The organism is Cronobacter sp. EKM101R (genome assembly GCF_963888145.1).
GTDB lineage: Bacteria > Pseudomonadota > Gammaproteobacteria > Enterobacterales > Enterobacteriaceae > Cronobacter > Cronobacter turicensis.
This window is the reverse complement of sequence record NZ_CAWPHW010000033.1, coordinates 63,171-81,964: the sequence shown is the minus strand read 5'-3', so window position 1 is coordinate 81,964 and position 18,794 is coordinate 63,171. Positions and strand designations below refer to the sequence as shown.

The window sequence follows — 18,794 nt, the reverse complement described above, 5'->3', positions numbered from 1 at the left end:
GGGGAGCGTTTCGGCGCTCCCCTTTAGCAACAGCGGGAACGCGTTATGAATAACACTCTGCCGTGGTGGCAAAACGGGGTGATTTACCAGATTTACCCGAAGAGTTTCCAGGATACGTCCGGCAACGGCACAGGCGATCTGGCGGGCGTCACCCAACGTCTCGATTATCTGCAAAAACTTGGCGTGGACGCCATCTGGCTGACGCCCTTCTATCTCTCTCCGCAGGTCGATAACGGTTATGACGTGGCGAACTACACCGCCATCGATCCGGGCTACGGCACGCTGGAGGAGTTCGATACGCTGGTGGCCGACGCCCATGCCCGCGGCATCCGGGTGATTCTCGACATGGTGTTTAACCACACCTCGACACAGCACGCCTGGTTTCATGACGCGCTGAACCGCGAGAGCGCGCACCGCGAATTTTACATCTGGCGCGACGGCACGCCGGAAGAAGCGCCCAACAACTGGCGCTCCAAATTTGGCGGCAGCGCCTGGCGCTGGCACGCCGAGAGCGGCCAGTACTATCTGCATCTCTTTGCCCCTGAACAGGCGGATCTCAACTGGGAAAACCCGCAGGTGCGCGACGAGGTGAAAAAGGTCTGTGAATTCTGGTCCGATCGCGGCGTGGACGGCCTGCGTCTCGATGTGATCAATCTGATTTCGAAAGATCAGGATTTCCCGTCGGACGATCGCGGCGATGGACGGCGTTTTTACACCGACGGACCGCGTATCCATGATTATTTGCAGGAACTGAGCCGCGACGTGTTTCAGCCGCGCGGGCTGATGACGGTGGGCGAAATGTCCTCCACGACGCTTGAGAACTGCCAGCGCTACGCCGCGCTGGAGGGCCACGAGCTCTCGATGACGTTTAACTTTCATCACCTGAAAGTCGATTATCCCGACGGGCAGAAGTGGACGCTCGCCGCGCCCGATTTCGTGGCGCTGAAAGCGATTTTCAACCACTGGCAACAGGGGATGCATGGTGTGGCCTGGAACGCGCTGTTCTGGTGTAACCACGATCAGCCGCGCATCGTCTCGCGCTTCGGTGACGAGGGCGCGCTGCGCGTGCCGGCGGCGAAAATGCTCGCGATGGTGCTGCATGGCATGCAGGGCACGCCCTATATCTACCAGGGCGAAGAGCTGGGCATGACCAACCCGCATTTCACGCGCATCATCGATTACCGGGACGTGGAGAGTCACAATATGTTTGCCGAGCGGCGCGCGCAGGGGCAAAGCCCGGAGACGCTGCTTGCGATCCTTGCCAGCAAATCGCGCGATAACAGCCGCACGCCGATGCAGTGGGACGACAGCGACAACGGCGGCTTTACCACCGGCACGCCGTGGATCGGGCTTTGCGATAACTATCGCGAGATCAACGCCGCGCGCGCGCTCGACGATCCGGATTCCGTTTTTTACGCCTATCAACATCTCATCAGGCTGCGTAAAGCGCACCCGATCTTCACCTGGGGCGACTATCACGATCTGCTGGCGGAACATCCTTACCTGTGGTGCTATCGCCGTAAATGGCAGGGCCAGCAGCTGGTGGTCATGGCGAATCTGTCGCGCGAAGCGCACTGGTGTACGCCGGGCGACTTCGGCGGCGCGTGGCAGGTGTTGATGAGCAACTACCCTGACGCCGCGCCCCGCCCCGGTGAAATCAACCTGCGCCCGTTCGAAGCCGTGATATGGCTGCAGGAGGAAGCGTAGCCCGAAAGGTTAACGCACCAGCGCGTTAACCCGGCTCAGCCACTGCGCGACGCCCGCGTCAAGGTCGGCGTCGCTCAGCACGTGCGTGCCCTGAATCAGCGCTGGCGGCTGCCAGATCATGCCGGTCATGTTGGCCATCGCGTGGAACGGCAGCCAGAATTCTTCTATCGGGTAGCGGTTATAGCCCTCCGGCGAATAGGCCTCTGCGTTGCCGCCGGTCGACACCATCAGCATAAACGGTTTGCCGTGCAGGCGGTCGCCGCCGGTGCCGTAGGCAAAACCGTGCTCCAGTACCTGATCCTGCCACTCTTTTAAAATCGCGGGCGAGCTGTACCACCAGAACGGAAACAGCATCACCACCGCATCGTGCGCCAGCAGCAACGCCTGTTCGCGCTGCACGTCTATTTTAAAATCGGGGTATTCGCGCATCAGCTCATGCACGGTGACCTGCGGCAGCGTCTTCAGCGCATCGATGGCAGCACGATTGACGCGCGATTCATCCGGGTAACGGTGCCCGGCCAGCACCAGAACTTTTTTCATTTTTACTCTCCTCAACGATGGGGTTGAGGTAATGTTGGCATGACGCAGGGTTAACCTGTAGTACAGCTCCAGGCATATCTGTTTCAACCAAAGGTATCAACCATGACGCTTACTCCTGACGTGCATCGCCTCTTGCCTGCGTTTCTGGCCGCCGCGCAGAGCCAGAGCTTTTCCGCCGCCGCCCGCCTGCTGGGCGTGACGCCTGCCGCCATCAGCAAAAGCGTCCGCCAGCTGGAGGCGCGCCTGGGCCGCGTGCTGTTTCAGCGCAACACCCATTTTGTGGTGCTGACGGAAGAAGGCGCGGCGCTGCGCGATCGGGTGGCGCCGCTGTGGCATGCGCTCTCGCAGGCGCTGGAAAAGCCCGCCGACGAGCCGCAGGGGCTGGTGCGCGTGAGCGTTATTCCCGGTTTTGGGCGTTACCGGCTGATGCCGGAGCTGCCCGCCTTCCAGCAGCGTTACCCGCAAGTGCGGCTGGATCTGGCGATGGACCCGCGCCGCGTTAACCTGATTGGCGAGCGGATGGATGTCGCCATTGGCCAGCGAACGGTGCAGGACAGCCGGATAGTGACGCGCGAAATTCGCCCGATGCGCATGATGCTTGCCGCCTCGCCCGCTTATCTGGCGCGGTTCGGCACGCCGCAACAGCCACTGGATCTGCTGCATCATCGCTGTCTGGTGCACCGTAATCCCGGCAACGGCAAACTGCAAAGCTGGCTTGCTGACGAACTGGCGATGGAAGAACAGCACGCCTTTCTTATCAGCACCGTTCCCGACGTCCTGGTCGATGCCGCACTGGCGGATATGGGCATTGTCTCGCTCGCCGACTGGTATCTGGCGCCGCCCATCGCTGCGGGCCGTCTGGTGCCCGTGATGGAGACGCACTGGCCCGCGCCGCAGCCGCTGTGGGTGAAGTATCCGCACCATCGTCTGGCCCCGCGCGTGCGGGCATTCGTCGATTTTTTAATCGAAAAATTCACTGTGTAAATATTTCGTCCTCCAACGCAGACCGTAAGCGCGCTCGCCGCTTTGCTTTGTCCTGCATCAATAAAAACGCAAACTTGTTTGATGCAAATCACTATATATAGACATTAAAATCCCCGGCGGCCCAATATCTTGTATTTTCAGGCTAAACTTTCAGCAATCTTGCGTGGGTGAAAAACCCGCGCTGCTGTGGATAAAACGGGCCAGTTCCGGCGTTACCGGGGGTTTATTCAGTCAAAATCCCTCTGGCCGCGCGACGGAATTTCTGTGGATAACCTGTGCTTAATATGGAGTGATCATGACACCGCATGTAGTGAAACGAGACGGGTGTAAAGTACCTTTCAATTCAGCGCGCATTCACGAAGCGATTCTTCGTGCGGCGCAGGCAGCGGGAGTCGATGACGCAGACTATTGCGCCACCGTCGCGGAAATCGTCAGCAGCCAGATGCAGGGTCGTCGTGAAGTGGATATTCACGAGATCCAGACGGCGGTAGAAAACCAGCTGATGGCGGGCAATTACAAGCAACTGGCGCGCGCCTATATTGAGTACCGCCACGACCGCGATATCGCCCGTGAAAAACAGGGCCGCCTGAATAAAGAGATCCGCGGGCTGGTTGAACAGACCAACTCGGCGCTCCTGAACGAAAACGCCAATAAAGACAGTAAAGTCATCCCGACCCAGCGCGACCTGCTGGCGGGCATCGTCGCCAAACACTATGCGCGTCAGTACCTGCTGCCGCGCGACGTCGTGCTTGCCCACGAACGCGGCGAAATTCACTATCACGATCTCGACTACTCGCCCTTCTTCCCGATGTTCAACTGCATGCTGATCGACTTAAAAGGCATGCTGACGCAGGGATTTAAAATGGGCAACGCCGAGATAGAACCGCCGAAATCGATCTCTACCGCTACCGCCGTGACGGCGCAGATCATCGCCCAGGTGGCGAGCCACATCTACGGCGGCACCACCATCAACCGCATCGACGAAGTGCTGGCCCCGTTTGTGACCGCAAGCTTCGAGAAACACCGCCGCACCGCGGTGGAGTGGGAAATCCCGGATGTGGAGGGCTACGCCCGCGCCCGTACCGAGAAAGAGTGCTACGACGCGTTCCAGTCGCTGGAATATGAAGTGAACACGCTGCACACGGCCAACGGCCAGACGCCGTTCGTCACCTTTGGCTTTGGGCTCGGCACCCGCTGGGAATCGCGCCTGATCCAGAGCTCGATTCTGCGCAACCGCATCGCGGGCCTCGGCAAAAACCATAAAACGGCGGTATTCCCGAAACTGGTGTTCGCGATTCGCGACGGCCTGAACCATAAACCGGGCGATCCGAACTACGACATCAAGCAGCTGGCGCTGGAGTGCGCGAGCAAACGCATGTACCCGGATATCCTTAACTACGATCAGGTCGTGAAAGTGACCGGTTCGTTCAAAACGCCGATGGGCTGCCGCAGTTTTCTTGGCGTGTATGAAGAGAATGGCGAGCAGATCCACGACGGGCGCAATAACCTCGGCGTGATTAGCCTTAACCTGCCGCGCATCGCGCTGGAGGCGAAAGGCGATGAAACCGCGTTCTGGGCGCTGCTTGATGAACGCCTGAAGCTCGCCCGCAAAGCGCTGATGACGCGTATCGCCCGTCTTGAAGGCGTGAAAGCGCGCGTGGCGCCGATCCTTTATATGGAAGGCGCGTGCGGCGTGCGCCTTAAACCGGATGACGATATCGCGGAGATTTTCAAAAACGGTCGCGCGTCGATTTCGCTCGGGTATATCGGCATTCATGAAACCATTAACGCGCTGTCCGGCAACCAGCATGTCTATGACAGCGAGGCGCTGCGCGCTAAAGGCATTGCGATTGTCGAGCGTCTGCGTGAGGCGGTGGATCAGTGGAAAGACGAAACCGGCTACGGCTTTAGCCTCTACAGCACGCCGAGCGAGAACCTGTGCGATCGTTTCTGCCGCCTCGATACCGCCGAGTTTGGCGTGGTCCCTGGCGTGACCGACAAAGGGTATTACACCAACAGCTTCCACCTGGACGTAGAGAAGAAGGTGAACCCGTACGACAAAATTGATTTCGAAGCGCCCTACCCGCCGCTCGCGAGTGGCGGCTTCATCTGTTACGGCGAATACCCGAACCTTCAGCATAACCTGAAGGCGCTGGAGGACGTGTGGGATTACAGCTATCACCACGTGCCCTATTACGGGACCAATACGCCGATTGATGAGTGTTACGAGTGCGGATTCACTGGCGAATTCGAGTGCACCAGCAAAGGCTTTACCTGCCCGAAATGCGGCAATCACGACGCGTCGCGCGTCTCCGTCACCCGCCGCGTTTGCGGTTATCTCGGCAGCCCCGACGCTCGCCCGTTTAACGCTGGTAAGCAGGAAGAAGTGAAGCGCCGCGTGAAGCATCTCGGCAACGGGCAGTTGGGTTAACGCTGTTTTGCCATGGCGGGTAAGCGAAGCCGCACCCACCGTTCGGCAAACCGTTGTAGGGTGGGTAAGCGCAGCGCACCCGCCGTTCGGCAAACCTTTGTAGGGTGGGTAAGCGAAGCCGCATCCACCATCCGGCAAACCGTTGTAGGGTGGGTCAGCGCAGCACACCCATCGTTCGGCAAACCGTTGTAGGGCGGGTAAGCGAAGCGCACCCGCCGTTCGCCCGCCTGCGACGAGGAAACCATGAATTACCATCAATATTACCCCGTTGACGTCGTCAACGGCCCCGGCACTCGCTGCACATTGTTTGTGGCGGGCTGCGTTCACGAATGCCCCGGCTGCTATAACAAAAGCACCTGGCGGCTGAACTCCGGCGCGCCGTTCACTGCCGACATGGAAAACCGCATCATCAGCGACCTCAACGACACCCGCGTCAAACGCCAGGGGCTGTCGCTGTCGGGCGGCGATCCGCTGCACCCGCAAAACGTACCGGCGATCCTACGCCTGGTTCAGCGCGTGCGGGCCGAGTGCCCCGGTAAAGATATCTGGGTCTGGACGGGCTATAAAATCGATGAACTGAGCGCTGCCCAGCGCGAGGTGGTGGATCTCATCAACGTGCTGGTGGACGGCAAGTTTGTGCAGGATCTGAAAGACCCTGCGCTTATCTGGCGCGGCAGCAGCAACCAGGTGATCCACCGGCTGCGCTAAACGTGCGTTTACTCCATGCGGTGTCCGGCTCCCCGGTATACGGCCAGATTTTCGCGTTTGCCGATCGCGATAACAAGCACACAGACAGCGTCATCGTGCACCTGATATACCAGCCGGTAACCGCTCGTTCTTAATTAAATTTTGTAGCAGTCCGGCAGGCCGCTTAACCGGGCGGACTCCACTCTGGGGGCCGTCAGCACGTGCGCCAGTTTCTTTTTGAATTGCGCTTTAACGGTCTCCCCCAGTTTGTGCCACTCTTTCAGCGCACGTGGGTCGAAGACCAGTTTATAGATCGTCCAGATCAACCCTGACGCCCGGTTGCGGATCCGCCAGCCGCTCCCGAACGGTACGCAGCAATGCCTCTTCGCTGTCGCTGACGGTTAATGTTTTAACCGGCATACGGCCATTTTGCGCCACATACTGAAACAGCAAACGCACCGCCTCGGTAGGCGTGATACCCAGTTTTTCCAGCACCGCATAAGCCTCGCTTTTAAGCTTGTCATCAAGCCTTACGTTAATTGTGGCCATTATGCCTCCGCCGTTTTTCAAAATGTAATGCAATATAGCATTACATATGAATTACATCGAATTCTGGAAGACAGCTTCTAAAATCGGCTCAGGCAGGTCATCGCCACCGCCTGAAAAGTGGCGAAATCGCGACACGTTTGCAGCTGTTGCGCCGCGCGCTCGCGCAAAAACGTGACGAACAAATCGTAAATCGTCATCGCCTCTTCATATTCGCGTTTGCTGATGGCGAGCAGGAAAATCACATGCGCGGTCTCCTCGCCCCACGCGATCCCTTGCGGCGCGAGCACGGTATAGACCACCGTTTTGCGCGCCATTAGCCCCAGCGAGTGCGGCAACGCGATGCCGTCGCCAAGCAGAGTGCTGACAATCGCCTCGCGCTCGACTACCGACGGCAGGAAATCCGCGCCCACGTACCCGTCCCGCTCCAGCTCATCGCACAGTTCTTTGAAAAGCTGCTGCTGGGTCATGGGCCCGTCCACCACGCGAAAATGCCGGGCGTCGAAATATTTCTCCAGCATCCAGGGCCGGGTTCTGTCTACCAGTACCAGCTTGCCGATTTGCTCCAGCTGGAAATCGGTCGGAAACGGCGACATCACCACTACCGGCTTATCTTTTTCCGCCACCCGCGCGGTGGAAATCACAAAATCCTCGGCGATGGCGGCGCGCTGCTCGTAGTCGCGCAGCGTGGCGATTTCACTCACTTCCAGCTGCGGATATTTGCGCAGCAGCATCGACTGGATCATGCGCACCGTAGAGTTGCCGGTATCGCACACCAGCAGCACCCGCGGGTTGCGCTGGTAGCCGACGTTATAGTGGCGCTCAAGCCCGACGCCGATGTGCAGCACCAGAAACCCCACTTCGTTTTCGCTGATGGTGTAAGGCGTATATTTGCCCCAGCCGGACACGGCCGCCAGCGTCATATCCCAGGCCATCGGGTAATGCTGTTTAATATTGCCGAGCAGCGGATTGGGAATGTTTATTTGATAGCGCACGCGGGTGATCATGGTGCGGATGTGGGTCAGCAGGTCGGCGCGCAGCTGATCGTCAGTCAGCAGATTGTAGTTATAGTGCGTATTGATATAGCGCAGGATGTAGCCCGCCAGCGCTTCGGCGTCATCGGCGCTGATGGCGCTCGGCTCCAGCTCCTGCACCTGGCGCGCGGCGATATGCACCCGCAGCCAGTTCTCTTCCGCGTCCGACAGCGGTTTCCCGCACAGCGTTTGCAACAGCGCGGTAATGCCGCGCGCCGCTTCGCGCACGTTATCATCGACCTCGTCCGCCACAAAGTCAGGCAGCGGAAAGCCCTCGCTGATACGCCGCACCGCCACAGCGCAATAGAGGCGGATAAACTGTTCACCCTCGTCGGTAAAGCGCAGGCGCGCGTGGGCGAAAATCGTCGGCAGGCCCTCGGCGAGCCGCTCCTGCACGCCTGCGTTCAGCGCCTCTTCGGTAATTAACGGACTGGCACTGTCCTGCTGGGCAAGCTGCCAGAGCAGGTCCGTCAGGCAGGCGCGCAGCGCCATTTCGCTGCCGAACAGCTTCATGCCGTGGCGCGGGCGGGTTTCAAGCGTGAGGTTATAGCGGGTAAAGAGTTCGCGCACTTCCGCCATGTCGTTTTGCAGCGTGGCGCGGCTCACAAACCACTCCTCCGCCAGATCTTCAAGCTTCAGGGAAAATGCGGAGGTCAGAAAACGCACCGCCAGATAATGCACGCGCTCCGGCGCGGTTCGTGGAATACGCAGCGCCTTCGGGCGGCTCGCCTGGAGCGCCTGGTAGCGCCCCGCATCCTCAACCGTCAGCTGATAGCCGCTGCCGCGGTTAAGCACCAGCTGCACGCCGTGCTGACGCAGCAATGCATTGAGCGCGCTGATATCCGCCCGCACGGTGCGCGTCGTGACGTTTAACCGGCGCGCCAGCTCATCCTGCGGCAGCGTTTCGTTTTGCAGCAGATCAAACAGCCGGGACAGACGTTGACTCGGGAATCGCACACCGGTTTCCTCTCGTTAAACGGGCGCGCCATCGCGCCCGCGGACGGCTTCAGGCCAGGGGATATATTTATCACGGTGATAAATATATTCTCCAGCCTTAACGTAAAACGGCCTTACCCTACCAGAGTGCGCGTCATCGCCAGCAGGCGGCGCACATCCTGTGGGCGCGTGTCGCCGCTGGCTTTGTCGATAATCGAGCTGTAAATATGCGGGATGACTTTACTCACGCCCGCCTCCAGCGCGATGCGCAGGATCGCTTCGAAGTTATCGAGATCGATGCCGCCGGTCGGCTCCAGCCAGAAATCATGCCGCGCGCAGGCGTCCGCCACGGCCTGATACTCCTCGCGGCAGGCAAGGCCGCCCATCGGGAAATATTTCACCGAGCTGCCGCCCATATCCTTCAGCAGGGCAATCGCCGTTTCTACCGGCACGACGCCATCGGGCGCGCGGCTGCTCAGCGGGCCGGTGGAGATTTTCACAAGGCCTGGCGTGCCCGTCGGCGACACCAGCCCGTTCACCACGGTCTCGCGCTGTCCGAGCAGCGCACGGCTTGTACCCACGCCGGTAAAGACCTGGTTCACATGCTGCGGCTGTAACTCACGCGCGATGGCGCTGACCATCGCTGACTGGTTCGGGTCGCCCGCGCCAAGCCCCACCGACAGCGCGTTATCGATGCGTTTCGCGTAGTCCCGCATATCCTCGACGGCGCTCGCCACGTCCGGGTAGTTTTTCGAGAGCACACCCACCAGCACATGCCCTTCGGCGGCTTCATAAATCGCGCTGGCGTTTTCTTTCGAGCCCGCCAGCACGTTCAGGCACACACGGTCGCGGTAAAAATTCGGGGTGAGTTTCATGCGTCTGCCTCCTGATTCAGGGCATCCCGGATGCGCCAGAACACAATGTCCAGCTGCGCGGCGCTGACGCTGCGCACATCCGCTTCAATAATGCCCTCGTTGGCTTTGTAGCCGCGAAAATAGATGGCGTATTCGCCCTGCTTCAGCGCGCTGACCAGCTCGCCGGTGTGGATGCCGGTAACGGCTTCGTCAAATTTGATTTCGCAGCGGGCGATATCGCGCCCCGCGCTGTCCCACACTACGCGGGCGGTCACGCCGTTGAGCATGTTGAGCTGGTCGATAAACGGCGTCATTTTCGCCACCATCTGCGCGCCGCTCTCTTTCGGCGCGCTGAGATAATGCTCGATAGCGCAGGTCAGGCCGAGAATACCCTCTTTGCCGACTTTCATCGCGCGTCCGATGCCGTTCGCCTGACGTTTTACCCACTCAACGTACTGCGTTTTGCCGATCACCAGGCCGCTCGACGGTCCTTCAATCGCCTTCGCGCCGCTGTAAATCACCAGATCGGCGCCCGCGCGGTAGTAGCCTTGCAAATCCTCTTCGGCGGCGGCGTCGACAATCAACGGCAGCTGATGCTCGCGCGCCACCGCGGCAGCCTGCGCGACGTTCAACATGCTTTTCTGCACGCAATGGTGAGATTTTACATAAAGGATCGCCGCCGTTCGCGGCGTGATCGCGGCGGCCAGCTGCTGCGCGGAACACTCGTTGGCGTAGCCTGCCTCAACCAGCTTTCCGCCGCCGAGCGCCACCATCGTGCCGACCGGCGCGCCGTAATTCACGTTATGGCCTTTCGGCAGCACAATCTCATTTTGCTCGATAGCGGTGGTATGCAGGTTCTCAAGCAGCCAGTCGCTCTCTTTGACCAGCACCGCCGCCACCGACTGCGCGAGCCCGGCCGAAGCGCAGGAAACAATGGTCGCGGCCTCCACCTCCAGCAGTCTGGCGATGTACGCGCCGGTTTTATTCACCAGGTCTTTCATCTCGAAATAGTGATTGAGCCCCTCCGTCACGGCCTCAGTCACCGCCTGGCGCGGCGTGGAGACGCCTAAAATCGTCATACGCCCGGAGGCGTTAATCACCTGTTTCAACTCATATTTTTCATACACTGAAGGCATCTTCCGCGCTCCCTTGTTCGGTCATGTGCCAGGCGCCCGCCCGCACGGCGGCGAGCGGCACCAGTAAATAATCGCCGTGCAACGTCTGCTCGTCGGCATCGGTAAAAAGCGCTGGCTGGCGGCGCAGGTCGAAGACCGTCAGATCGGCGTCGGCCCCTGGCGTCAGTCGCCCTTTATGGGCCAGACGCAGCGCCTGCGCGGCATGGAGCGTTACGCAGTCAATCACCTGCGGCAGCGACAGCCCGATGGCGAGAAATTTCGACATCACGTGCGCGAGACTTCTCACCGGGCCGTTGATGCGGTTGCGGCAGTAGATATCAGAGCTGATGGTGTGCGGCAGAATGCCAAGCGCGATGGCCTGGCGCGCCACGTCAAAGCTAAAACTGGCGCTGCCGTGGCCGACATCCAGGCGCACGCCGCGCCCGAGCGCGTCGCTGATACTGGCGCGCAGCCCGCCCTGCGGCGTCAGGATACGGTTCGGCTTGCCGTTAAAGCAGTGGGTAATGATATCGCCCTGGGATAACCGCGCGGCGATCTCATCCAGCGGCGGCGGGCCGTTGCCGATATGCACCATCAGCGGCAGATGGCCGTTCTCCTGCTGAATGGCTTTGGCGCGCTCAAGCGGCGCGATGCCGTTATCGCCCACCACGCTGCTGCTCATCCGCGCTTTCAGGCCGACGATAAAATCGGGGTGACGAGCGATGGCGTCGCGCGCCGCCGCGGCGTCGATATTCGCCATATCCGCCAGCTCGTTCTGGGCAATCAGGCCCACCTTCGAAACATTAAGCAGCGCCAGCACCTCGGTCGTCACGCCGCGCGTCAGCGCGTAAAAGTCGTCGATGTCATTCGCGCCGGTGCTGCCCGCGTCCACCACGGTGGTGACGCCGGTCGTGATGCCGACCGCGTCCGGCTCGTCGTGATAAATTGGCGATTTCGGGTAGCAGTGGACGTGCAAATCTATCCAGCCGGGGCTGACGTAATGCTCGCCATTGAGGTCGCGCGTGGCGCGCGCCTCGCCGGTCACGCGGCCCAGCGCAGCGATTTTGCCGTCTTTGATGGCGATATCCGCCAGCGTATCGTCCACCAGTCGCGCCTGGCGCAGGATCAGGTCAAACATAGGCTCTCCTCAGAGGGCGGGCGCCGGAGCGCCCGCGCGGTTAACCGATCGCCACAGGGAACAGCGAGCCCAGGATCATCGCGCCGAGGATAGCCCCGCCGGTGATAGGCTTCTGCCAGAGATAAAACAGCAGCGCGCCCACCAGCGAGCCCACGCCAATCGGGATCGAGGCGGTCATGGCGCTCAGGATGATAAGCGGCCCGAGGAAGCGCCCGGAGGCGTTGCCTGCGCCCATCATCACATCCGCCCCGTAGGTGGAATCGCTCTGATTGATGGTGAATTTGCGCGCCAGGATGATGACATAGCCGATGGCGAGGCCAATCAGCAGGCCGGTGACCAGCGAGGCGGCGAAGTTCGCCACCGGGAAGACGAAGCCCGCGCCCAAAAGCAGCGCCGGAACGCCCAGCCCTACGCCGGTCTGGATGGCGCCGCCGATATCCAGAATCCCCACCAGCGAACCTTCGATAATGCGCGCAAAGAGGAAACTCGCGCCGAACGCCGCCACCGCGCCATACACGCCGGTGTCGATGCCCGCTTTGAGCATCGCCACAAACGCCACTTCGTTAAACGCGCCGATGCCGTAGAGGTAGTACATATGCGTCCCGGCGAATACGCCGGAGGAGAGCAGGCCGACGAAGATCGGGAATGACCAGTCGGCGTACCAGAAACCTTTGTTCTCTTCCATCATGCGCTCCTTATTTGCCGCTCAATGAGTTGTGAATCAGACTCAGCCAGTCCGGCACGGTCAGACGGAAAGATTCGATCATTTTCATGTCGAAGCCGCGGAAGAAGGCGCTCAGCACGAACAGCAGCACAATGGCGGTCATCATGACTTTGGTGACGCGGTTCCAGCCGCTCTCTTCAACGCCCTTGCCGATAAGAATGCCAAGCACCAGGCCCGGCACGGCGTTGCCCATAATCAGCTGCGCGGCGCCGCCGAACACGGTGGCCCAGAAGCCCGATTTTTTCCCGGCGTCGATGGCGGCCAGCCAGAAAATCACCGGCATGACGGTGTTCACCAGCAGATTAGCGGCGGGCACCAGCACTTTAACGGCGGTGACCTGAAGCGCTTCCGGCACGGCAGACGCCGTGGTGTTGAGGAACGCCACCACCGCCATACCAATCAGGCCGCAGGCGACCGCCATTTTTTTCGGATTGTGCAGGGTGTCGGCGAGATTGCGGTTTTTCACCATCAGCGCCGCCGCGCCCCAATTGGGAATAATGCGGTGATCGACATCCTGGGTGAACGCGCCCGCCGCAACGGACGACGCCCAGGCATTGAAGAAGAACCCTAACCCAAAGGAGAAATGCGAGGCCGGATCGCCTTCGCAGGAGTTCAGCTCTCCTAACGTACGAAAGGCGCCCATCCCTTGCGTGGTGGGCGCATGGAACATGCGTGCGGCCCCGGCACCCACGCCGACGCCGACAAGGCCGCCGATGATGAGCGATTTTATTAAAATTATCAGGAACATTGGTCTGCCCTTTTAGTAACGATCAGCTGTGTTGCGTGACGAAATCCACCTTGTCGAGATTGATGGCGGTCACGTTGACGGTGACGTCCAGCTCCACGCTGAAGGCCCGTCGCTCCCGGCGCAAAAAGAAAAACAGAAACGCTTCTTTGCGCACCGTTTCCCGCGCATGAACAACCTGCACATCCTGTGGCTCAATACGCAGTAAGATGTGCGGCGAGGCTTTCATCACCGCCGCCTGTACCTGATTCAGGGCATCGGCGAACGCGCGTGCGCGGGCGTCGCCTTTGCCTTTCACTCTCACCGTGGTGGTGAACTGTTCTTTCATGTGTCAGGCGCCGTATTTCTTTTTCCAGGCTTCCACCAGCCGCTCGCCCAGCTCTTCTTTATCCATAAAGCCGAATCCCAGCACGTTGCAGCCCTCGTTGATGGCGGTAACGCCCTCTTCCACCGAGCGCATCCCATATTTGGCCTTGTAGCCATATTTGGTTTGGGCGGTGATAGCGCCCGCGCCGCCGCTGCCGCAAAAGGAGATGCCGAACGTCGCGCCTTCGGTTTTCATGACGTCGCCAAGCTTCATGTCTGCCGCGACACCCGGCACCACGACCGCGCGTGCCCCCGCTTTCTCCGCGCCCGCCGCCACTTTCTGGCCCTTGCCCAGACGATCGCCAATCACTACCGTAATCTGTTCCATGGTTCGCTCCTGAAGGTTAAAGATTCTCTTTCGCTACCTCGAAGTGCACCGACAACAGCCAGGCCTCTTCATCGGGCAGGTTGCCGAACTGCGCCACAATTTCACGCGCCAGCGCCATCGAGCTTTCGGAGATCTCCTCAAACAGGCTCTCCTCAACCTCCGGCAGCGGCTCGCCTGTCACCGAGCGGTGCGCCATCGCCCGCACGTGTGAACTGAGCATTTGCCGCTGCACGGCGTTGGGCGTTATCTGGTGGCGCGCAAGGAGCGCGTAAACGGCCTCCAGCATCCGCCCGGCAAGCGTCGCGGCATCGTCCGCGTGTTGACATCCGGCGTTGTTCATTACCGCTCCGTTATTCACTCTGCATACCTGATTAGTTGCGCTGGGGTAACACTAACGGCGGGTGTTAAAGGTTTGTAGCGAGTTGTTTTCCACTTCGAAGTGGAAAGGAGAGAGGCGGCAGTGATCTGTTCCACATAAAAGCTGTGAATGGATATAAACCACTATATAAATGTGATGAATGTCACTGGCAGCCGTGCCGGGCGGGGAGAAAAGAAAATAACGGGCTTGCGACGCCGCGCGCAAAAGATAACGGCGAATAAGCGGGGCTTATGACAGGGTGTAAAGCGAACGTGCGGCGGCGAACCGCCGCACAGAAAAGGGCTTAGCGATACTTCTTGTGGTAGGTATTGCGGGTGGTTTTGAATTCTTCGGCGCTCGCCTGGGCCTCTTTGATTTTGCCTTCGTCAACGAGTTTGAGCGCGCCGTCAATCTGGCTTACCAGCGTATCGAGACCGTGGCGGAAATCTTTCATTTCCGGGCTGTCAGCCGGTTTATCTTCCAGCTTCGGCGGAGTTTCTTTTTTGGCGTCCAGCGCCGCCTCGCGCATTTTCGTCAGCGCGGTTTTCATTTCGGCCGCATCGCTGGTCTTCTGCACGACTTTCAGGTTTTCATTCAGGGTGTCCATGTTGTCTTCCAGATCCGCCCACGCCGCGGCGCTGGTGAACAACAGAGAGGAGACCGCTAACATCGCTAACGCTTGCTTACGCATTGACTCACCTTTTTATTGTTATGACGAAAAAAAGGCGCCGCAGCGGGCGCCCTTGCCTTACTTACTCACCGGCGATTTTCATCTCCGGCAGCAGTACTGAACCACACTGAATATTGCTACGTGTTTCAATATCGTCACCAATGGTAACCATATTGCGCCACATCTCTTTCAGGTTGCCGGCAATGGTGATTTCGCTCACCGGATACTGGATTTCGCCGTTTTCCACCCAGAAGCCCGCCGCGCCGCGCGAGTAATCGCCGGTGATGCCGCTGACGCCCTGGCCCATCAGTTCGGTGACGACCAGGCCGGTGCCCATCTCTTTCAGCAGTTGCTCAAAGCTCAGGCCGCGGCCTTTGATGCGCCAGTTGTGAATGCCGCCCGCGTGACCGGTGCTTTTCAGCCCCAGCTTGCGCGCGGAGTAGTTGGTAAGCAGCCACTGCTGCAGCACGCCGTCTTTGATAATGTCACGGCGCGAAGTCGCTACACCTTCGCTGTCGAACGGCGTGGAAGCGAGGCCTTTCAGAAGATGCGGATGCTCTTCAATCGTCAGCCACTCCGGCAGGATCTGCTTGCCGAGTGAATCGAGCAGGAAGGTGGATTTACGGTAAACCGCGCCGCCGCTGATGGCGCCCACCAGATGACCAAACAGCCCGGTCGCCACTTCACGGCCAAAAATCACCGGCGCTTTCATGGTTGGCAGTTTGCGCGGCGAGAGGCGCGACAGCGTGCGACGGGCGCACTCTTCGCCCACCCACTCCGGCGATTCCAGATCGCCCAGCGCGCGGCCAATCGTATAGGCGTAATCGCGCTCCATGTCGCCGTTTTCTTCGGCGATAACGCAGCTGGAGAGCGAATGGCGCGTCGAGCTGTAGCTCTGCAACATACCGTGGCTGTTGCCGAACACTTTGATGCCGTAGTGGCTGTTAAAACTGCCGCCTTCGGTATTGGTGATGCGTTTATCCGCCTTTAAGGCCGCCTGTTCGGCGCGCGCGGCATAGTCGATAGCTTGTTCCGGTTCGATCTCGGCCGGGTGGAAGAGATCGAGATCCGGGGCGTCAAAGGCCAGCAGATCTTTTTCCGCCACGCCCGCGCACGGGTCCGGCGAGGTGTAACGGGCGATATCCAGCGCCGCCTGTACGGTGCGGGCGATAGCGTCCGGGCTTAAATCGGTCGAGGAGGCGCTGCCTTTGCGATTCTGGTGATAAACCGTGATGCCAAGCGCCCCGTCGCTGTTGAACTCGACGTTCTCCACCTCACCGTAGCGGGTGCTGACGCTGATGCCGGTCGTTTTGCTGACCGCCACTTCCGCGCCGTCCGACTTGCCGGACGCCAGCTCCAGCGCCTGAGAAACCGCCTGTTCCAGCGCTTTGCGCTGCGCTTCAACTTGTGTGATTACTTTCATCGCGAGTGCCATAATGTAAGGTGAAACTGAAAAGCCACATTTTGTGAGTCTAACAGAGAACCATTTCGCAGTGCGCGCCTTAACTGGTAGTATTAGCCTCTTTTTTTGAGGAGCCTGAGATGACAAAGCAGCCCGATGACTGGCTCGATGAAGTGCCCGATAACGAAAACGACGACGATGATGATGAGATTATCTGGGTCAGCAAAAGTGAAATTAAACGCGACGCCGAAGAGCTGAAGCGCCTTGGTGCCGAACTGGTCGATCTTGGTAAGAACGCGCTGGAGAAAATCCCGCTGGATGACGATCTGCGCGCGGCGATTGAACTGGCGCAGCGCATTAAGAAAGAAGGCCGCCGCCGCCAGATGCAGCTTATCGGCAAAATGTTGCGTCAGCGTGACGATGAGCCGATCCGCCAGGCGCTGGATAAGCTGAAGAACCGCCATAACCAGCAGGTGGCGCTGTTCCATAAGCTGGAACAACTGCGCGATCGTTTGATTGAAGAAGGCGACGACGCAGTACCGGACGTGCTGAACCTGTGGCCGCAGGCGGATCGCCAGCAGCTGCGCTCGCTCATCCGTAACGCCAAAAAAGAGAAAGAAGGCAATAAACCGCCGAAATCCTCACGCCTGATTTTCCAGTATCTGCGTGAACTGGCGGAAAGCCAGCAGTAACTCCCCCGGCTCAGGCGCTGCCTGAGCTGTTTTCCCTCTTTCTATTCCTTTTAGTGATGGTATATCGCCGCTGTTCAGGCGTGGCTTAACGTCGCGTATTATTCCTTTCTTTTCAGCTGAATCGTTAAAGCTAAAACGTCCATTACTCACACTTTTAGTTGCTGTGTTCCATACATTTTCATTCTTAATGGCTGCTTAGTCACAGTTGCCAGCGTAAAAACAGGCTTTTTTTAGACAGTTGAAAACGATCACGTTTTCTTTACCTGCGATACGCCAGGCTGCACGGGCAAAACAAAAATCGATTCAGCTAAAAGGAAGAAAAGATGAACAAAACCGTATGGCTTACCCCGCTTGCCCTGCTGATTTGCGCTCAGGCGAGCGCGCAAACCTGGGTGCTGACCGATGCTGAACAGGGCGTCGAGAAAGGAAACTGGCAAATCAGCAGCCAGAAGCTGAAGCTTTCCGGCGCGCCGTTCAGCATTGAGCAGAAAGTGCTTCATGGCGGCAAGCAGGAAGGCAGTAAAATCATCACCATCACCAGCAAAGACGGCCTGACCATTACGTTAAGCCCGACGCGCGGTATGAACCTGCTGCGCGCCGACGGCTTTGGCGTGCGCATGGGCTGGGATTCGCCGGTGAAAGAGGTGGTTAACCCGGCCTATATCAATCTGGAAAGCCGCAACGGGCTGGGCTGGCTGGAAGGCTTCAACGAGATGATGGTGCGCTGCGGTTATGAATGGACCGGCCACCCGACCACTGCGGACGGCCAGCTTTACACGCTGCACGGCAAAGCGGGCAACACCCCAGCCTCGCGCGTGGAAGTGGAAGTGAGCGACAGCGCGCCGTATGAAATCAAAGTGCGCGGCCTCCTGAAAGAAAGCACGTTCAAGAAAGCGGATTTGCAGACCCTGACCGAGTTGCGCTACGTGCCGGGCAGCAACAGTTTCAGCATTAACGATGTGCTGACCAACCACGCGGATTACCCGCACGACTACCAGATTATCTACCACAGCAACTTCGGCCAGCCGATTCTGGAAGAAGGCGCGCGCTTTATCGCGCCGCTGGAAAAAGTGAGCCCCTTTAACGATTACGCCAAAGGCGGCCTGAAAGCGTGGAACACCTACAGCGGGCCGACCAAAGACTTCGACGAGATGGTCTTCAACCTGACGCCGCTCGGCGATGCGAAACAGGAGACGGTCGCCGCGGTGGTTAACAAGGCGGGCGACAAAGGGGCGGCGATCAGCTTTAACCTGCGACAATTGCCGGTGCTGACGATGTGGAAAAACACTGACACCCTGAAACAGGGCTATGTGACCGGCATCGAGCCAGGCACCAGCTACGCCTACCCGGTCACCATCGAGCGCGAACAAAAACGCGTGAAACAGCTCGCGCCAGGCGAAAGCACGCGCTTTGACCTGACCTACACACTGCTGCATAACGCGCAGCAGGTCTCTGACGTCGAAAAACGCATCGCCGATATCCAGGGCGATAAACAGACCGCGCAGGAAGAGACGCCCATCGCCAAAGAGTGAGCCGG

19 protein-coding genes and 1 pseudogene are annotated in these 18,794 nt (G+C 59.3%); 6 read left to right on the top strand and 14 right to left on the bottom strand.

Annotated features, from left to right (window positions below):
* Positions 1 to 45: 45 nt before the first annotated feature.
* Positions 46 to 1,707, top strand: coding sequence for an alpha,alpha-phosphotrehalase (gene treC, locus AACV31_RS15510; RefSeq protein ID WP_165155524.1), 1,662 nt, complete (start codon positions 46 to 48; stop codon positions 1,705 to 1,707).
* 9 nt (positions 1,708 to 1,716) lie between these two features.
* Here treC and AACV31_RS15505 read toward each other — a convergent pair whose 3' ends face one another.
* Positions 1,717 to 2,247 (bottom strand): NAD(P)H-dependent oxidoreductase, encoded by a 531-nt coding sequence (locus AACV31_RS15505; RefSeq protein WP_165155526.1) that lies wholly within the window; start codon positions 2,245 to 2,247, stop codon positions 1,717 to 1,719.
* A gap of 102 nt (positions 2,248 to 2,349) precedes the next feature.
* On the opposite strand from AACV31_RS15505, the gene AACV31_RS15500 reads away from it, so the two are divergent.
* The 3 genes from AACV31_RS15500 (at position 2,350) to nrdG (ending at position 6,370) form a co-directional block, all read left to right on the top strand.
* Positions 2,350 to 3,231 (top strand): LysR family transcriptional regulator, encoded by an 882-nt coding sequence (locus tag AACV31_RS15500; protein WP_165155528.1) that lies wholly within the window; start codon positions 2,350 to 2,352, stop codon positions 3,229 to 3,231.
* 295 nt (positions 3,232 to 3,526) lie between these two features.
* Entirely contained in the window at positions 3,527 to 5,662 is a 2,136-nt protein-coding gene (gene nrdD / locus AACV31_RS15495) for an anaerobic ribonucleoside-triphosphate reductase (protein WP_075198085.1), read from the top strand.
* 243 nt (positions 5,663 to 5,905) lie between these two features.
* On the top strand, positions 5,906 to 6,370 hold the full coding sequence (gene nrdG, locus AACV31_RS15490) for an anaerobic ribonucleoside-triphosphate reductase-activating protein (RefSeq protein ID WP_161589495.1): 465 nt from the start codon (positions 5,906 to 5,908) through the stop codon (positions 6,368 to 6,370).
* An 8-nt stretch (positions 6,371 to 6,378) separates the two neighbouring features.
* Here nrdG and AACV31_RS15485 read toward each other — a convergent pair.
* From AACV31_RS15485 to pmbA, 13 genes and pseudogenes are all read right to left on the bottom strand, one after another.
* Positions 6,379 to 6,663: pseudogene (locus AACV31_RS15485) on the bottom strand (type II toxin-antitoxin system RelE family toxin).
* Positions 6,656 to 6,898 carry a type II toxin-antitoxin system RelB/DinJ family antitoxin gene (locus AACV31_RS15480; protein ID WP_105537688.1) on the bottom strand — a complete coding sequence of 81 codons (243 nt, stop codon included), beginning with the start codon at positions 6,896 to 6,898 and terminating at the stop codon, positions 6,656 to 6,658. Before AACV31_RS15480 ends, AACV31_RS15485 begins: the two are co-directional and overlap by 8 nt.
* 77 nt (positions 6,899 to 6,975) lie before the next feature.
* A complete protein-coding gene (locus AACV31_RS15475; RefSeq protein WP_165155530.1) occupies positions 6,976 to 8,886 on the bottom strand; it encodes a BglG family transcription antiterminator in 1,911 nt (636 codons plus the stop codon).
* 113 nt (positions 8,887 to 8,999) lie between these two features.
* Positions 9,000 to 9,740 (bottom strand): 2-dehydro-3-deoxy-phosphogluconate aldolase, encoded by a 741-nt coding sequence (gene dagF / locus AACV31_RS15470; RefSeq protein WP_165155532.1) that lies wholly within the window; start codon positions 9,738 to 9,740, stop codon positions 9,000 to 9,002.
* Positions 9,737 to 10,855, bottom strand: coding sequence for a DgaE family pyridoxal phosphate-dependent ammonia lyase (locus tag AACV31_RS15465; protein ID WP_105596769.1), 1,119 nt, complete (start codon positions 10,853 to 10,855; stop codon positions 9,737 to 9,739). The genes dagF and AACV31_RS15465 overlap by 4 nt, the downstream gene beginning before the upstream one ends.
* Positions 10,839 to 11,972 (bottom strand): amidohydrolase/deacetylase family metallohydrolase, encoded by a 1,134-nt coding sequence (locus tag AACV31_RS15460; RefSeq protein WP_165155534.1) that lies wholly within the window; start codon positions 11,970 to 11,972, stop codon positions 10,839 to 10,841. The genes AACV31_RS15465 and AACV31_RS15460 overlap by 17 nt, the downstream gene beginning before the upstream one ends.
* A gap of 40 nt (positions 11,973 to 12,012) precedes the next feature.
* Complete coding sequence (locus tag AACV31_RS15455) at positions 12,013 to 12,657, bottom strand: DUF4310 family protein (RefSeq protein WP_004385265.1); 645 nt, start codon at positions 12,655 to 12,657, stop codon at positions 12,013 to 12,015.
* A gap of 10 nt (positions 12,658 to 12,667) precedes the next feature.
* Positions 12,668 to 13,444: a DUF4311 domain-containing protein gene (locus AACV31_RS15450; protein WP_004385264.1), complete on the bottom strand. Its 777-nt coding sequence runs from the start codon at positions 13,442 to 13,444 to the stop codon at positions 12,668 to 12,670.
* Between the two features lie 22 nt (positions 13,445 to 13,466).
* Positions 13,467 to 13,769, bottom strand: a complete 303-nt coding sequence (locus AACV31_RS15445; RefSeq protein WP_007764242.1) for a DUF4312 family protein — start codon at positions 13,767 to 13,769, stop codon at positions 13,467 to 13,469.
* A 3-nt stretch (positions 13,770 to 13,772) separates the two neighbouring features.
* Positions 13,773 to 14,135 carry an SFCGS family glycine-rich protein gene (locus tag AACV31_RS15440; RefSeq protein WP_007764243.1) on the bottom strand — a complete coding sequence of 121 codons (363 nt, stop codon included), beginning with the start codon at positions 14,133 to 14,135 and terminating at the stop codon, positions 13,773 to 13,775.
* A gap of 16 nt (positions 14,136 to 14,151) precedes the next feature.
* Positions 14,152 to 14,493 carry a glycine dehydrogenase gene (locus AACV31_RS15435; protein ID WP_234004985.1) on the bottom strand — a complete coding sequence of 114 codons (342 nt, stop codon included), beginning with the start codon at positions 14,491 to 14,493 and terminating at the stop codon, positions 14,152 to 14,154.
* A gap of 304 nt (positions 14,494 to 14,797) precedes the next feature.
* The gene (gene cybC, locus AACV31_RS15430) at positions 14,798 to 15,184 is read right to left on the bottom strand and encodes a cytochrome b562 (RefSeq protein ID WP_004385260.1); all 387 of its coding nucleotides are present in this window, start codon (positions 15,182 to 15,184) and stop codon (positions 14,798 to 14,800) included.
* A 61-nt stretch (positions 15,185 to 15,245) separates the two neighbouring features.
* Positions 15,246 to 16,598: a metalloprotease PmbA gene (gene pmbA / locus AACV31_RS15425; protein ID WP_032806808.1), complete on the bottom strand. Its 1,353-nt coding sequence runs from the start codon at positions 16,596 to 16,598 to the stop codon at positions 15,246 to 15,248.
* A 107-nt stretch (positions 16,599 to 16,705) separates the two neighbouring features.
* Between pmbA and yjgA the strand changes: the two genes are divergently transcribed.
* Positions 16,706 to 17,257, top strand: a complete 552-nt coding sequence (yjgA, locus tag AACV31_RS15420; RefSeq protein WP_007764250.1) for a ribosome biogenesis factor YjgA — start codon at positions 16,706 to 16,708, stop codon at positions 17,255 to 17,257.
* A gap of 323 nt (positions 17,258 to 17,580) precedes the next feature.
* Entirely contained in the window at positions 17,581 to 18,789 is a 1,209-nt protein-coding gene (locus tag AACV31_RS15415; protein ID WP_161589502.1) for an aldose 1-epimerase family protein, read from the top strand.
* The last annotated feature ends 5 nt before the right edge of the window (positions 18,790 to 18,794 follow it).

What these genes read in the sequence shown, in the direction of transcription:
- treC (WP_165155524.1), top strand. Translation starts at nt 46, where the DNA reads ATGAATAACACTCTGCCGTGGTGGCAAAACGGGGTGATTTACCAGATT.
- AACV31_RS15505 (WP_165155526.1), bottom strand. Translation starts at nt 2,247, where the DNA reads ATGAAAAAAGTTCTGGTGCTGGCCGGGCACCGTTACCCGGATGAATCG.
- AACV31_RS15500 (WP_165155528.1), top strand. Translation starts at nt 2,350, where the DNA reads ATGACGCTTACTCCTGACGTGCATCGCCTCTTGCCTGCGTTTCTGGCC.
- nrdD (WP_075198085.1), top strand. Translation starts at nt 3,527, where the DNA reads ATGACACCGCATGTAGTGAAACGAGACGGGTGTAAAGTACCTTTCAAT.
- nrdG (WP_161589495.1), top strand. Translation starts at nt 5,906, where the DNA reads ATGAATTACCATCAATATTACCCCGTTGACGTCGTCAACGGCCCCGGC.
- AACV31_RS15480 (WP_105537688.1), bottom strand. Translation starts at nt 6,898, where the DNA reads ATGGCCACAATTAACGTAAGGCTTGATGACAAGCTTAAAAGCGAGGCT.
- dagF (WP_165155532.1), bottom strand. Translation starts at nt 9,740, where the DNA reads ATGAAACTCACCCCGAATTTTTACCGCGACCGTGTGTGCCTGAACGTG.
- AACV31_RS15465 (WP_105596769.1), bottom strand. Translation starts at nt 10,855, where the DNA reads ATGCCTTCAGTGTATGAAAAATATGAGTTGAAACAGGTGATTAACGCC.
- AACV31_RS15460 (WP_165155534.1), bottom strand. Translation starts at nt 11,972, where the DNA reads ATGTTTGACCTGATCCTGCGCCAGGCGCGACTGGTGGACGATACGCTG.
- AACV31_RS15455 (WP_004385265.1), bottom strand. Translation starts at nt 12,657, where the DNA reads ATGGAAGAGAACAAAGGTTTCTGGTACGCCGACTGGTCATTCCCGATC.
- AACV31_RS15450 (WP_004385264.1), bottom strand. Translation starts at nt 13,444, where the DNA reads ATGTTCCTGATAATTTTAATAAAATCGCTCATCATCGGCGGCCTTGTC.
- AACV31_RS15445 (WP_007764242.1), bottom strand. Translation starts at nt 13,769, where the DNA reads ATGAAAGAACAGTTCACCACCACGGTGAGAGTGAAAGGCAAAGGCGAC.
- AACV31_RS15440 (WP_007764243.1), bottom strand. Translation starts at nt 14,135, where the DNA reads ATGGAACAGATTACGGTAGTGATTGGCGATCGTCTGGGCAAGGGCCAG.
- cybC (WP_004385260.1), bottom strand. Translation starts at nt 15,184, where the DNA reads ATGCGTAAGCAAGCGTTAGCGATGTTAGCGGTCTCCTCTCTGTTGTTC.
- pmbA (WP_032806808.1), bottom strand. Translation starts at nt 16,598, where the DNA reads ATGGCACTCGCGATGAAAGTAATCACACAAGTTGAAGCGCAGCGCAAA.
- yjgA (WP_007764250.1), top strand. Translation starts at nt 16,706, where the DNA reads ATGACAAAGCAGCCCGATGACTGGCTCGATGAAGTGCCCGATAACGAA.
- AACV31_RS15415 (WP_161589502.1), top strand. Translation starts at nt 17,581, where the DNA reads ATGAACAAAACCGTATGGCTTACCCCGCTTGCCCTGCTGATTTGCGCT.